Source organism: Roseburia sp. MSJ-14 (genome assembly GCF_018918225.1).
GTDB lineage: Bacteria > Bacillota > Clostridia > Lachnospirales > Lachnospiraceae > Petralouisia.
The window spans coordinates 1-13240 of sequence record NZ_JAHLQD010000053.1 but is presented as its reverse complement, the minus strand read 5'-3'; the positions used below and the strand labels follow the sequence as shown (position 1 = coordinate 13240).

Genomic DNA, 13240 nt, shown 5'->3' with positions numbered 1-13240 from the left:
GGGCTTATCATCGCGGGTGAAGTGGTTAAGGATTTAATAAAGGGTAGGGGTTAAGTTAAGGGACGCTTCACTCCGAAAAAGCCTCTGGAATCAACGATTTCAGAGGTTTTTGATTTACAGCGTATTAATTTTTGAAGCGTAAAACTGTTGTTATTCAGCGGAAAATATGATATACTTATAAAAAAGGGTGGCGTGAAAATGAGCGATAATGAAAAAATCGGCGATAAACAAGCGCACAAAATAAGAATGAAATATTCCGAAATGGGAAAACTTATGCGAAATTAAGAAAAATATTCCCGTTTCGGAATATTTGTTGACTTTTTCGGAATGCTATTCTATAATGGGATCAGATGAACGGAGGTGCTTGGCGTGATTAAAAGAACGGATTATCTTAACGAACTGAATAAGTGGAAAGACGAACAGGTAATTAAGGTCGTTACCGGAATACGCCGCTGTGGTAAATCAACGCTGTTAGAGCAGTTCCAAACGGAGCTTGCCGGTAACGGAATCTCACGTGAGCAGATTATTTCGGTGAATTTTGAAGCTCTTGAATTTGAGGAGCTTTTGGATTATAAAAAGCTGTATGCATACATCGTAGATAAGATAGTGCCGGATAAAAAGAATTATGTATTTCTTGATGAAATCCAAATGGTTAATGATTATCAAAAAGCGGTGGACAGTCTTTTTATCAGGGATAATATCGACATTTATATTACAGGCTCCAACGCGTACCTCCTTTCCGGAGAACTTGCAACATTGTTATCCGGCAGATATGTTGAGATCAACATGCTTCCTTTGTCCTTTTCCGAATACCGCAGTGCCAAAACAGACGGTTCTGACGACGCCGCTTTTGCTGACTATCTTCGCTTGGGCGGACTCCCGTATATCGTTATGCTTGATGACGCAAATGAAAAGGCGGACACATATCTTGAAGGGACATACAATACTATTATCATCAAGGATATTGAAGAACGGCAAAAAAGAAAAGACAAGGGCGGCAAACGTAATATTAATGATATCGCTTTGCTAAAAAATATAGCGCGTTTTCTTGCGTCGTCTGTCGGCAATCCTGTTTCAATAAAAAGCATTTCGGATTATATCACCTCATCGGGTCGTAAGGTATCGCAAAACACGGTCAGTGAGTATGTATCTGCGCTTGTAGAGCCGTATATTTTTTACCCGGTGGAACGGTATGACGTGGAAGGCAAACAACTGCTTAAGCAAAATCAAAAGTATTATATTTCCGATTTAGGATTACGCCGATATATGGTATCAAAAAAATACTATGACCTTGGCTTTTCCTTGGAAAATGTCGTGTATCTTGAGTTGAAAAGACGGGGATACAGAATAAATATCGGTAAGGTAGGAAGTACGGAAGTCGATTTTGTTACAGAAAAGAGCGGGAGTATCACATATATACAGGTAACAGCGTCTATGGCAGATGAAAAAACCTTTGAACGCGAAATGGCTCCTTTGAAAGCGATCAAGGATAACCATCCGAAAATGATCCTGACGCTTGACAGATTTACTGCCGGTAATTATGAAGGTATTACTGTCAAGAATGTGATAGATTGGCTTTTGGAGGGAGTTTAACTCAGTATTCTTTGTTTATGCGGCTCAGATTTTGACTTGCAAAAATCTGCCGGCAGCGGTACAATAGCAGGACGAGGAGGGATAGCATGGACTGCACATTTCAAACAGAGCAAGGAAAATTCAACTACCGCGTGGGCGTGATTATCCACAGCGGAAGAAAGGTTTTGATGGCGCGCAATCCGAATGAAGAACGCGCGTTTTATTACTCCGTCGGCGGACGCGTCCGCTTCGGAGAGAGTATGGAAGAAGCCGCCTTGCGCGAGCTGAAAGAGGAAACAGGCATTGATTGCGAGCTTGACCGCCTTGCGGCGATTCACGAGAACTTTTTCATCGATGACGACGGTGTGTTTTTCCATGAGATTTCCTGCTTCTTCACCGTCAAGCCTAACGAACGCCTTCTGCAAATCAAGGACGGCACCCGAACCGACGGCGGGCCCGGTGGAGAATATTTAGAGTGGATTGATTTGAATAAGTCGGATAACATCACCATTTATCCCGATTTTTACCGCACTATTGATTTTGAAAACGATAGGGAAGTAAAGCATTTCCTTTCGAGGGAGTGAAAAGAGAATACGGCGTGATAAAAGCGCGGTTTTCTTTGTTTCATGCGGCTCAGATTTTGACCTGCAAAACGATTGTTATTCTGTGGAAAATATGGCATACTGACAGAGTAAATCGGAATATTTGATCGCCCCCCCAAAAAGAACATTGACGGCGTTATCATCCTTGAAGAAGCCAACGATCTGATACACAACCCTTTAGAGAAAAATTGCAAACGAGGTGTTTGAGTGATGTGGTTTGCTACAGCTTTCGTTATAGTTTTAGCTTTAGCGCAATTGATTCTGTTTGCTACAATTAAGATTAATCATCTAATAGAAAAAAATAAAGAAAAGAAAAAAACGAATGCAACCGTTAAATATGATCCAAAAGGAAAAAATAAAGAAAGGATAAAAGAAATGAACGTAACCGTTAAAGATTATCCGAAAGAAAAAAACAAAGAAAAGATAAAAGAAACAAGTGCAACCACTAAAGAAGATCAGGTTGATGCGTTCATCCAAACCTGCGATTTGTCGCAAAAGCAGGATAAGTCCACGTTTCTTTCGTATTTATACGGCTTTTTTCCGGGCAGAGGCAATTGCGATAATGCCCTGTGGTATAGCTTCACTGTCCGGTTTGAAGAGCCGGTGCTTTGTCTTTCGGAAGAGGAAACCACTGACGGAATGCACGATCTCCACGACAGCGTTAAGAGCCTTAAGGTTTGGATGCTGCCTGATCGGGAAAAGGAGTGGATCCCCTATACGAAAGCGGTTGAGGATGATTGGTCTGTTTCTGTTCGTTTATTGACGTATTTTGCCGGATGCGATGAGATTTTTGTCAAGAACAAAAACCCGTGGGAGAAAAGCGCTTACTACCAATGTACGGGATGTCCCGGCTCTGCGGATTTTTGCGTGCATAATCCTCCGGGACTGACAGGGTGGTTTATGTTCAGATATACCTGTCTTTGGGATTGAGCGGCAAAGAGCAACTTTTCCGGAACAAAAACCACTATATGTTGTGGTATGGATTTATTCCCGATCTGTTTTATCTCTTTGGGAGCAGGATGTCGGGGGTTCAAGTCCCTTCACTCCGACCATAATAGTACAGGGAGATACCAAAAAGGTATCTCCCTGTACTATTTTAATCAAGCAACGGAGGAGTGAAGGGACTTGAAGGCGAGCGTGTCAAGCCGTAAGCCGCGCGCACGGCGCAGACAAAAACGTCACAGAGTGACGTTTTTAGCGAGAGAGCCACGCTGCATTATCCAATTGCACATGCCGCAGCAAGCGAGCAGAAAGGTATGTAAAAATAAAAACACTCTTCTATTATTTTGAGCCGACCTTTTGCATTTTGCATATTTATCATTTTTTTCGTATAACGCCCGTTATCCATCTTCCGCAGTAACGGCAGCAGTAGCTTTCGGTGACTGCTCCGACGATCGGCGCGCCGCAGCCGGGGCAGCGATCTTTTACGATTTGTTTTGCAAGGGCGATCCGCAGCACGCCGCCGTGCTTTTCGGGAGAACACCCGCGCAGATAGCCTTCCTTGACGGCGCCGACGATATGCTTGTACTGCGCTTCGGGAGTAACGCCGCTGTCAGGATCCTTTGCCTTTTGTATCCGGTCAAGGTCCTGCAAGGTCAAAAACGGTCTTGGAAAGCGCGCAAAATCCCTTGCGTAACGCTGTGAGGATTCGATAGTTATCATTCGCACAACGGTTATAGGAGCTGTCACAACTATCGCGGCGAGCGCAAACGCGAAAAGGATGATTGCGTTGAGAAGCTCTGACTGGAACAAACTGTATGAAGTGATGCCGCGTCCCAACATATCTCTGAAATACGGCTCGTTATTGTAATTGTTCACCATCGTCAAAAACACGATCAGAAAAATCAGGAAAAAGAACAGCTCAATACCAAAGCCGACAGCGTAACCGATACGCTTTGCCTGCAAGGACGAGCCTTCATAATAGGCAGGGTTGTTCGGCTTGCGGTTGGTGTTGTCGTTGATGAAGTAAAGCCTCTGTCCCGATACGACCTGCGCAGTCAAGTCAGAGCTTCCGCAATACGGACACATACCTTCAAAGTACACGCGCTTTTCCATCAAACCGCCGCAGCTCCGGCAGGAGCAGGTAATTGTTTTGCTGTAAAGCTCGATGATCTCGGGATAGCGATAGTTGACGGTTTTGATTATCCTGAAATTCTTCATATAAAGCGGACGCACGAGTCCGACGCGGCTTCTGATCTGCTCGGTCGTTTTGCCCGTCACCTCGGCAAGCTCCGCAAAATCGACATATCCGTTCAGGTCGCCTTCAAAATATCCGGAGAAAAAGACAGCGTCATTGATCAGTCTTCGTGATATTCTGGAGCAGACGATCGATACGATCCCGATGATGATAAGGAAAACCGATTCGGGGAAAGCCCGGGCGTGAAGAATCGTGAACCAGTCACCAAAGTAACCGACGATCAACTGCGTTATGATCGCCACGGAGCTCGATACAAGAAATACACCAAGAATTAATAAAATCACATTTTTCACTTTTAAAAATTTGATAAGACCGTTTTTCAGATACATAGCTTAAGACTCCGAGACTGTTTTCTGTATAATCAATTCTATCATAAGCACTAAATAATTGCAATAATTCAGAGTGATAAACTATTGACAGACATAGCGCGGTATAGTGCATATAGACAAACGCCGTCTGATTTGCTACAATAGAATCAGAAAATCAACGGAGGGTTGATTATGAGTATTATAGGACAACAAATCAAAAAGTACCGTATGGAGAACGGCCTTACTCAGGAACAGGTCGGAAGAATGATAGGCGTTACAACGCAGGCAGTGTCGAAATGGGAGCGGGGCAGTACGCCCGACGCAGAAATACTGCCCTTGATTGCAGACGCTCTCGGCGTCAGCGTTGACGCGCTTTACGGGCGAGAGGAACTCAGCTTGGCGGTTCAGCTTGCAAAAAAGCTGTGCAAAATGCAGCAGGAGGATGCGTATCGTTACGCCTTCGGCATTTGCTGGGCGATTGAGATTGGGTTGTCGGGCGAAGCGTCGGCAATTGATGATTTTATGGATATGTTTATCGACCGCACCTTTACGGAAAACGGGAAGTCGGCGGACTACTTTGCCAAGCTGATCAATGACAGCGGTATCGCTCTGACCCGTATGTCGCCTGATTTTTCGCACTTCTTTCTGATGGCGGAGTCTGCGGGCAAAAGCATTATGCCGCATTTTGAGAACATTTCCGAGCTGAAAAAGGTGTTTGCCGTTTTTGCGGATGAAAAGACCCTAAATATCATTTGTTATCTCTATTCGCTTCCGCATATGCCGGTCGCTGTTTCTCTGATTTGCAAGCACACGGGATACAACCATATCGAGGTTGAAAAAATAATGAGGCGGCTTTGCGACAATCATCTTGTTATCCGAACTATGATCGCTACCGCCGACGGCGAAATGAGCTCCTACTCGGTACGACCGGAGGGATTTGCCGTTCCGCTGCTCTGCTTTGCAGACGAAATAGCAAAGAATAATCCACGCCCCTTCTTCGGCACATTTGACCGAAAAAAGCCGTTCTTATAAACTGCCCGTTGACTTGCAGTCCCGGTCGTTGCGCAAAACCGGCACGCGTTGCTTGTAATCCTCGCTTCTGTGCCTTACAATATATGTGTAAGGAGTTGAGAGCAATGAACGAATTCAATCTGCTGTATCCGCAGGGAACAGCGCCCGGGTTTCAAAAAATAAGTGAGACCGCCTGCAATGATTTGTCGCTGGAATACATTCTTTCTCATGTCGCCAAGAACGAATATGAGAAAAACCTCATCAAGCGTATGATGACGGGGCTTGAAAGCTGCCCCGAGGTGATCCGCTACCGCAGTGATATTTTTGATGACTTTATCAATTTCCCGTCTTTCAAGGATATAATCAGGGACTCGCTCGACCGGCTTGATTATCTCAAAACACTTGGACGGAGCTTTAACGACGACTCTGTCGCGCCGATTTGGCAATTGATAAACCGTCTGCAGGAGCTTGATGTTTATATCGGCTGCATCGAAGAGATCTATTCCGCGCTGAAAGAGATCGACGTCAGATCCGATGGTTTGAAGCAGCTGAAGGATTATGTCGCTTCCGTTTACAACGACAGCGGCTTTGAATATCTTAAGGCTGACATAAAAGAGCTGATAACGGAGACCTCCCAGATACAGAGCATTACGCTCGGCGTTAATCTTGACGAAACCATGCGTCCATATATAGCAAAGGACGTGGTCAAGGCAATGAGAAGCCTCGGCGCGAGAACGATTTTTAATACGCATATGCACGAGCTTGCGATGAATTTGGAGGAAATCAACGCCCCGGACGGAAAAATCAAGGTCGCCTCGCTGGTGACGGGTATCCACGAAGGACGTCGTTCCTACAAGGTGTACTGCGCGCCGCCCGACGGTATCAGCTACGCCAGAGACATCGCCGAAAAGTACGGAGTGACATACAGTCAGCTGATGAAGATGACCGTTGAAAGGAGATCATAATGAACAGCGAAAAACTGATTACATTGGAATTGGCTTATCTCGGAACCAAAACAAAAACCGTCCGTGTGTTTGTTCCCGAACATGACGACGGAGAATTGCTGCCCGTTATCTATATGACGGACGGACAGAATTTGTTTGAAGATAATCGTCCGCGTCAATTCGGCTGTTGGTATACGCGCGAAGCCGTAAAAGAGGAACGTGAAAGCAGCGGTAAGGCGGCAATCATCGTCGGTATCCATAACGACGAAAGTCCCGTTCAACGGGCAAAGGAACTGACGCCCAAAAGCATGGGCGCGATCAAATTCCCTGACGATATGCCCGAGCATATCAGAAAAATGATGGCTCCCGAAGGTGAAGCGTTTGATGATTTCGTTGTAAACACGGTGATGCCGGAAATCGAAAAACGGTTTCCCGTTCTGACAGGCAGAGAGAACACCGCCTTCTGCGGCAGCTCCTCGGGAGGCTTGCAGGCGTATTATACAGTGATGAGCCACCCGGACAAATTCTGCATGGCAGGCGTTTTTTCTCCGACATTTCCGATGCTGTATACCAAAAACGTTATCCACTGGACAAAGGAAACGGTTGGGGAGATCAAGCCTTATCTCTACATATACAGCGGCGCGAATGACAGAATGGAGCAGGAGATCTGCGAGAGTACAGAGGCGGTAGTTGAAGCGATATCCGAATTCTATCCGAAAGAAAAGCTGAAAGTGAATATCCTTCCCGAACAGCCTCACCACGAAAGCGCTTGGGCGGCGGTTTTTAAGGAGCTGCTGCATACGTTTCTGACACAGAAAAGGAGCTTTTATACTGATACCTAATAAAATGTAGGCAGTCTTTGCGGTCTGTTTTCTATCAGGAATCAGTATTAAACAAATACCCCAAGGCCGCAGCTGTGTGACCTTGGGGTATCGTTGTGTTTGTTTTCGGTTATGAAAGGCTATTTATAAAACTGCGAAATGTCATATTCCGCTAAATACTGCTGTATAACAGTCGCGTCATTGATGGTCAGCTCGCCGTCTCTATCGATGTCGCCGTTGCGCCTTGTGAGGGTGCCGGCTTTCTCCGATTCGCTCAAAATCCGCTGGAGATAGGTGACGTCTTCAATGTCGGTGTAACCGTCTAGATCAACGTCTCCCATTCTCAAACCCTTGACACTGCCGCGGTTCTTGCCGCCGCCCGAGCCGGAGGTGAGACCGATATAATAACTGAAATAAGTGGAATAGGCCAAGCGGTGATCGGGATTTCTGCTGACAACGATCTCGGCCTCGCCGTTTTTGTCCGGTGTAACGCAGGTGACGGCGGCGCCGCTTTCAAAAAACAGCGCGGAGTAAAATTTATCGCCGTTCGATTCAAACTGCTCGGTGAATTTGAAGGTGACATTTTTTCCCAGAACGTTTATGTATCTGGTACTGGAGCCGTCCTTGTTGAGCTCGCTGATAAAGTCGGAGACCTTGACCTTGATCACGTCGTACCGGCCGCCGGTGTTTTCGTAGGTATAGGTTCCACCGCCGCCTAAGCCGCTGCCGCAGCCCATGAGGGGTTTATAGGTGTCGGAAGAGCTGATGCTGATGGTTTTCGGGTGGTTGTAAAAATCCTTGAACGCGATGGTCTGGCTTGTGTTCTTGGTCTCATTTTCCATTCGGAAGCTGGCTGTTGTACCGGACGAGAGGTTGTACGGGTAAAACAGCATGGTTCCCTGCTTGACGTTGAGCGTGGTCACCAAGCGGTAGCCGGTGGACTTGTCGACAGCGACGGGTTCTTCCTGTGTCTGTGCGGCGGAAACGCCCGGTACACAGCAGGCGGCCATTACGCCCGCGAGTAAAAGCGCGGTTAATTTGTTCATAGTGAACCTCCGATTTTCTCTTTCGTGATTATCCGATTGTCGCAAAAGGCTTGCGACAACACCATTATACAAAAAAGCGCGCCATTTTGCAATCCATAGAATTGTTGAGCATCTACAAAATATAATTATTTTTTTGTTGCTTGTGCATAAATCAAAACGGCCGCATATAGAATACTATCTTCAAATCAAGAAAAAACATAAGCGGACGAAGATAAGGTTCATCATCTACGTCCGTTTTCGTGTTCTGATAAAAAATTTCAAAATCCATCTTAACTTTGCACCCAAACATCAATTACCGGTACCAATAAGGTGCAAACACATTGAGAAATCGAATCGGTGTTTTTTTCTCTGAAATTCCCAAGCTAATGATTCGGTCATATTCTTTCTGTAAATCAGGCACAACCATATTGATAAAAGCCTTTCGGCTGTTTTCGCTGTTTGCTATTGAAACTGTGTCATCATAAATCGGAAAAGATTCACCCTTTATTTTAACCTGTTCGGGGTGTTTAGCATCGTAATATCCATTCAGCAAACAAATATTCAGACCATCATTATTAAAAACTGCAAAGCGTTCACCGTTTGTCTCGCTGACTTTCATATCTAACACCTTTTCATAAAAATCAAGGCTGCGCTGAAAGTCTTTTACTACTAAATAAATCATTCCGTATCTCATTATGCTTCCTTTTCGTTTGTCCTGCAAGTGTATTCCATGTAATGTTTGGTTGCATTATACCATTATTACAGGAACTTGACAATATGTCAGCCGCAGATTCGGGTGTTATCCTCTCTGCGGCTGTTTTTTAATTAGTCTGCTTTTACTTTCTCGTTTAACTCCTGAATTCTTTTCTTCATAGCGAAATACTGGCTGAACCAGATGAAGAAATAAATGAAGAAGAAAATTGCGATATAACCCGCGATACCCCAAAAGCTATGCGGCATCCAGTACATACAGTAAGCGATCGGCAGCATTGATACGGAGATAACAATGCAGTGAATAACTGTCTGCTTCAGAAGGCTCCAGTTTTCAATTTCCCAGATAACCGATGCTCCTCCGAACGCGGCTCCGTAAATTAAAGAGCATATTGTCTGAATTACAACGGCGTTCAGCTCACTGCCGCAAAGAGCGGTCAGCTGCGGCACTACGGGATAAAACTCTCCCTTATTGATGATAACCGAGATGATAAGTGTGATAATAAAGCTGATGGTTAAACCGATTGGTGCACCAATCAGGCTGCGCAAAATAACTTTCTTTTTCATAATCTACCTCCTATAAACCTAAAACTTGTTTGATTTTTGATACATAGCGTCTTGAAACATATGTTGCCGTACCGTCGGATAGCGTAACGCAAATCGTACCCGATAAGCTCAAATCAAAGTTGCGTGCCTTTTTCAAATTGATGATCTCAGAGTTGGAAATACGTACAAAGCTGTGCTTGCTAAGCTGTTCCTCAAGCTCGTATAATCTCTGCCTGAGGATGTATTCTTTTTTGTTGACTGAAGCAAAGGTCCTGCCGCCCGCCGCGTAAATACGGATAATGTCCTCGGGTGATAAGATTTCTGCCAAATCATTGTAAAAGCCCGTGATAACCTCTGGCGTTTTAGATGAAAGCGTATTGAGTATGTCGTTGATTTCATCATTTACCTTATCGGTAATAATAATCACTCTCGGCTCAATACAGCTGTCGTCGATTTTGATTTCTACCTGCATTTTTTTCCTCCTTTGTTGATAACAGTATACCACTCTTGGAAAATCAATTCCACCGTTTTACGATAAGTGGTCGGTTTTGGGAGATAAGTGGTTATTATACAAAATAATATAGCCGTCCGACGGATTATCCTGCTTGGCGACTTTACTTGTCCCCAGAAACGCTTTGAATATAGACAAAAGTCCGTATCTATGGTATATTTTATACATTGAATAATAAGGCGGTAAGAGAGCATGACTATGAATTCAAATTCAAACAATATAAACTACAACTACGACGAGCAAGCAAAGATCATGCTCGACAGGTTTATCACTCAGCTGGATTCGCAGAGCGGTAAAGCCGATCCTGACGACGCGTCGGCAGATTTGAAATACACGCGGTCTCTGCAAAGAGAAAGACTCAACAAAAAGGGCGCTTCCATCTCTCTGGATTACACACATAATCTCGACAAGATGTTCAAGGGTATCGCGTGGAAGATGGACGTCGATACGCGTTACGTGACGAGGATCCCCTTTCACAACGTTGACGCGAGGGTCGGATACTCCGTTCACGGCAAGCTGAAAAAGGAGATCCATGAAAAGGAGAATATCTACGCGTTTGCGTTATGGCTCAAGGGTCAGAAGAACTCCGAGATCGACGCAGACGCCAATTATGTGTGCCCTCACTGCGGCGCTCCGACGGTCGTCAGAAAGCTCGCCGAAGGCTGCGAGTTCTGCGGAACGCGGTTCCTGCTGAACGATCTTTATCAGTCGGTCATTTTTTGCGGACAGTTCAATACATGCCTGTCTGTTTCGCTCCCTGCTCCTGCGTTTGCTCTCGTTTGATTTCTCCCTCTGTATCTTCTTGGCACAAGCAGGACAATACTTCGATATGCCAGAGCGGGGAACATATTCAACACCGCACACCGTACAATTCTTAGGCTTTAACGCTGTCCACCGCTTTGTGGGCGTGATATGTAATTCACCGACAAAGCCGATGAATTTATAATAAATCTTGATTTCCTGTCTTACTGTCCCGTCTGCAAGTTTCTCACGTTCCGAAACAAGTATCTTGTCTATGAGTGCGTTTATGATGGTTGCGTCCAGTTCCTTAATTCCTTGATAGTTGCGGATTAGGGAGAGGAAATCACGGACACCCTGCGACTTCTCATAGCTGTCGCCTAGCGTTTCCGTTACCTCTTTCAGCCTTGCTACAATTTCAAGCTGTTCTTTCTGGTATTTCCCCGACATCATCTCAAAATTCCGCTCCGTAATACGCTCCATCACCTTATCTTCATAAAGGGAAGAAAACAGCCTGTCCAGTTCCGCAAGGCGTTTGTTCAGCTTTCTCTGCTCCTTTTCCAGTGCCTTTGCCCTGCTATGGTCTGTTTCCGTGAGCCGCTTTTCAATCGCCCTCACCGCCTTTTCATCATTGACCGCCATATCCGCAAATCGGTTGATGTCGGTGAGGACAGCGTTGAACAAGTCCCTCGCTTCAATGCTGTGTGCGGTACACATGATATTACCGTATCTGCCATAATTATTGCAGGAATATTGTACGCAGTCGATGATGTCGGGGCGTTTCCTCCTGTTGGCACTCATAGCCCGCATGGCATAACCGCAGTCCGCACACTTAATAACGCCTGCAAAGATGTTCTCAAAGCCGCCCTTGTTTTCTGGTAATCTGCGGCTTGTAATAAGCTGCTGTACGGTATCAAATTCCTCCTGCGTGACTATCCCCTCATGGGTGTCTGGTATCACTTCCCATTCTTCGGGCAGCTTAGAGGGGCGTTTCTTGCTTTTCATGTTGGCGGCAATCCGCTTGTAGCCTGCAAGGTTTCCCGCATATATCGGGCTTCTTAAAATGCCCCTTACGCTGTTCTCGCTCCAAATATAACGGTTTTCCTCGTTACCCTCAAAGTACCGCTCATAGCCTGTTGCCCCTTGCTCCACTGCATAAGCGGCAGGGCGTAGGATATGCTGTTTGTTGATGTGCTTGCGGATTTTGGCGATTCCGTTGCCCGCTAATGCAAGGTCGAATATCTCCCTTACCACATGGGCAACCTTGTCATCTATCAGCAGGTGATTATGGTCGGCGGGGTCTTTGACATATCCGTATGGTGCTGTCGTCCCCATGAATTTCCCCTGCTGAAACCTCGCTCGGTACGCCGATTTTATCTTGACCGACACATCGGCAGAGTACATTTCGTTTAGGATGTTGCGGAAAGGCGTGATGTCCATCGCTGATTTATTGAGCGTGTCCACGCCGTCATTGACCGCTATATACCTCACGTTATGCTCTGGAAAAAACACTTCCAGATACAGTCCGCAGTCAAGATAGTTCCTCCCCAGACGTGATAAATCTTTCGTAATCACGCAGTTTATCAGACCGTTTTCAATGTCCTTAATCATGTTCTGGAAACTTGGTCTTTGGAAATTCGTACCAGAGTAACCATCGTCCACATACGTTTTTGCTAAGTGCCATCCCTGCTTTTTCACATAATCCGTGAGGATGGATTTCTGTGTCGCAATGCTCGCACTCTCGTTATCCGTGCCATCGTCCTTTGACAAGCGGCAGTACATGCCGACTTCATAAATCTTGTTCTCCGTTCTTATTCCTGCCATACTGTAAAACCTCCGTATCTGTCCTATCTGTTTTCATGTCCCATTGCGTACATTCTAAGCGGATATCCCCTCATTGTCGAAGGTGTCACCCTCGGCAATCTTCTTCCGAATATCCTCGGAGATAATCGGGATAAATGCTTCTGTGACTGTCTGTGTGCCGACATATTCACGGCTGATTATCATCTGCACTGGTGCTTTCGGCACGACACGCTTTCTCTTTTTATCTGTTTTCTTATCCTCACCCATACTTAAATCTTCCTTTCCAGACAGGGCAGGAGAACGTCTGGAAACGCCCCGTCCTGTCAATCAGATACCATCAATCCCCGCTGTTTACTTCCTTCTGTAATGCTTTAAGGAGTGCCGCCGCTTCATCAGCGTTCAACGTGATACCCTTTCCGCACTTCTCACGGTCTGTCTCTTATACACATCT

At 45.6% G+C, this 13240-nt stretch carries 13 protein-coding genes and 1 pseudogene; 6 read left to right on the top strand and 8 right to left on the bottom strand.

Going from position 1 to position 13240, the window contains the following annotated elements; translation table 11 throughout:
* Positions 1–369: 369 nt before the first annotated feature.
* The 3 genes from KQI83_RS15550 (at position 370) to KQI83_RS15540 (ending at position 3104) form a co-directional block, all read left to right on the top strand.
* Positions 370–1593, top strand: coding sequence for an ATP-binding protein (locus KQI83_RS15550; RefSeq protein WP_216559937.1), 1224 nt, complete (start codon positions 370–372; stop codon positions 1591–1593).
* Positions 1594–1679: 86 nt separating this feature from the next.
* Entirely contained in the window at positions 1680–2156 is a 477-nt protein-coding gene (locus tag KQI83_RS15545; protein ID WP_216559935.1) for an NUDIX hydrolase, read from the top strand.
* Between the two features lie 228 nt (positions 2157–2384).
* Positions 2385–3104 (top strand): hypothetical protein, encoded by a 720-nt coding sequence (locus KQI83_RS15540; protein ID WP_216559933.1) that lies wholly within the window; start codon positions 2385–2387, stop codon positions 3102–3104.
* Between the two features lie 387 nt (positions 3105–3491).
* Here KQI83_RS15540 and KQI83_RS15535 read toward each other — a convergent pair whose 3' ends face one another.
* Positions 3492–4700 (bottom strand): hypothetical protein, encoded by a 1209-nt coding sequence (locus KQI83_RS15535; RefSeq protein ID WP_216559931.1) that lies wholly within the window; start codon positions 4698–4700, stop codon positions 3492–3494.
* A gap of 171 nt (positions 4701–4871) precedes the next feature.
* On the opposite strand from KQI83_RS15535, the gene KQI83_RS15530 reads away from it, so the two are divergent.
* The 3 genes from KQI83_RS15530 (at position 4872) to KQI83_RS15520 (ending at position 7476) form a co-directional block, all read left to right on the top strand.
* Entirely contained in the window at positions 4872–5711 is an 840-nt protein-coding gene (locus KQI83_RS15530) for a helix-turn-helix domain-containing protein (RefSeq protein WP_216559928.1), read from the top strand.
* 104 nt (positions 5712–5815) lie between these two features.
* A complete protein-coding gene (locus KQI83_RS15525; RefSeq protein ID WP_216559924.1) occupies positions 5816–6655 on the top strand; it encodes a hypothetical protein in 840 nt (279 codons plus the stop codon).
* Complete coding sequence (locus tag KQI83_RS15520; protein ID WP_216559922.1) at positions 6655–7476, top strand: alpha/beta hydrolase; 822 nt, start codon at positions 6655–6657, stop codon at positions 7474–7476. The genes KQI83_RS15525 and KQI83_RS15520 overlap by 1 nt, the downstream gene beginning before the upstream one ends.
* 119 nt (positions 7477–7595) lie before the next feature.
* Here KQI83_RS15520 and KQI83_RS15515 read toward each other — a convergent pair whose 3' ends face one another.
* The 7 genes and pseudogenes from KQI83_RS15515 to KQI83_RS17330 form a co-directional block, all read right to left on the bottom strand.
* Complete coding sequence (locus KQI83_RS15515; RefSeq protein WP_216559920.1) at positions 7596–8501, bottom strand: dockerin type I repeat-containing protein; 906 nt, start codon at positions 8499–8501, stop codon at positions 7596–7598.
* 292 nt (positions 8502–8793) lie between these two features.
* Positions 8794–9162 (bottom strand): VOC family protein, encoded by a 369-nt coding sequence (locus KQI83_RS15510; protein WP_216559918.1) that lies wholly within the window; start codon positions 9160–9162, stop codon positions 8794–8796.
* 143 nt (positions 9163–9305) lie between these two features.
* Positions 9306–9758, bottom strand: coding sequence for a DUF3021 domain-containing protein (locus KQI83_RS15505; RefSeq protein ID WP_216559916.1), 453 nt, complete (start codon positions 9756–9758; stop codon positions 9306–9308).
* A gap of 10 nt (positions 9759–9768) precedes the next feature.
* The gene (locus KQI83_RS15500) at positions 9769–10209 is read right to left on the bottom strand and encodes a LytTR family DNA-binding domain-containing protein (protein WP_216559914.1); all 441 of its coding nucleotides are present in this window, start codon (positions 10207–10209) and stop codon (positions 9769–9771) included.
* 600 nt (positions 10210–10809) lie between these two features.
* Entirely contained in the window at positions 10810–12810 is a 2001-nt protein-coding gene (locus KQI83_RS15495; protein ID WP_253295674.1) for a recombinase family protein, read from the bottom strand.
* A 54-nt stretch (positions 12811–12864) separates the two neighbouring features.
* Positions 12865–13056, bottom strand: coding sequence for a hypothetical protein (locus tag KQI83_RS15490; RefSeq protein ID WP_009264998.1), 192 nt, complete (start codon positions 13054–13056; stop codon positions 12865–12867).
* A 70-nt stretch (positions 13057–13126) separates the two neighbouring features.
* Positions 13127–13222, bottom strand: a pseudogene (locus KQI83_RS17330) (YdbC family protein); the annotation flags it as partial.
* Positions 13223–13240 lie beyond the last annotated feature (18 nt).

Bases quoted from the DNA above. Each gene is read 5' to 3' on its own strand.
- KQI83_RS15505 (WP_216559916.1), bottom strand. From the start codon at position 9,758: ATGAAAAAGAAAGTTATTTTGCGCAGCCTGATTGGTGCACCAATCGGT.
- KQI83_RS15500 (WP_216559914.1), bottom strand. From the start codon at position 10,209: ATGCAGGTAGAAATCAAAATCGACGACAGCTGTATTGAGCCGAGAGTG.
- KQI83_RS15495 (WP_253295674.1), bottom strand. From the start codon at position 12,810: ATGGCAGGAATAAGAACGGAGAACAAGATTTATGAAGTCGGCATGTAC.
- KQI83_RS15540 (WP_216559933.1), top strand. From the start codon at position 2,385: ATGTGGTTTGCTACAGCTTTCGTTATAGTTTTAGCTTTAGCGCAATTG.
- KQI83_RS15515 (WP_216559920.1), bottom strand. From the start codon at position 8,501: ATGAACAAATTAACCGCGCTTTTACTCGCGGGCGTAATGGCCGCCTGC.
- KQI83_RS15490 (WP_009264998.1), bottom strand. From the start codon at position 13,056: ATGGGTGAGGATAAGAAAACAGATAAAAAGAGAAAGCGTGTCGTGCCG.
- KQI83_RS15545 (WP_216559935.1), top strand. From the start codon at position 1,680: ATGGACTGCACATTTCAAACAGAGCAAGGAAAATTCAACTACCGCGTG.
- KQI83_RS15520 (WP_216559922.1), top strand. From the start codon at position 6,655: ATGAACAGCGAAAAACTGATTACATTGGAATTGGCTTATCTCGGAACC.
- KQI83_RS15525 (WP_216559924.1), top strand. From the start codon at position 5,816: ATGAACGAATTCAATCTGCTGTATCCGCAGGGAACAGCGCCCGGGTTT.
- KQI83_RS15535 (WP_216559931.1), bottom strand. From the start codon at position 4,700: ATGTATCTGAAAAACGGTCTTATCAAATTTTTAAAAGTGAAAAATGTG.
- KQI83_RS15530 (WP_216559928.1), top strand. From the start codon at position 4,872: ATGAGTATTATAGGACAACAAATCAAAAAGTACCGTATGGAGAACGGC.
- KQI83_RS15510 (WP_216559918.1), bottom strand. From the start codon at position 9,162: ATGATTTATTTAGTAGTAAAAGACTTTCAGCGCAGCCTTGATTTTTAT.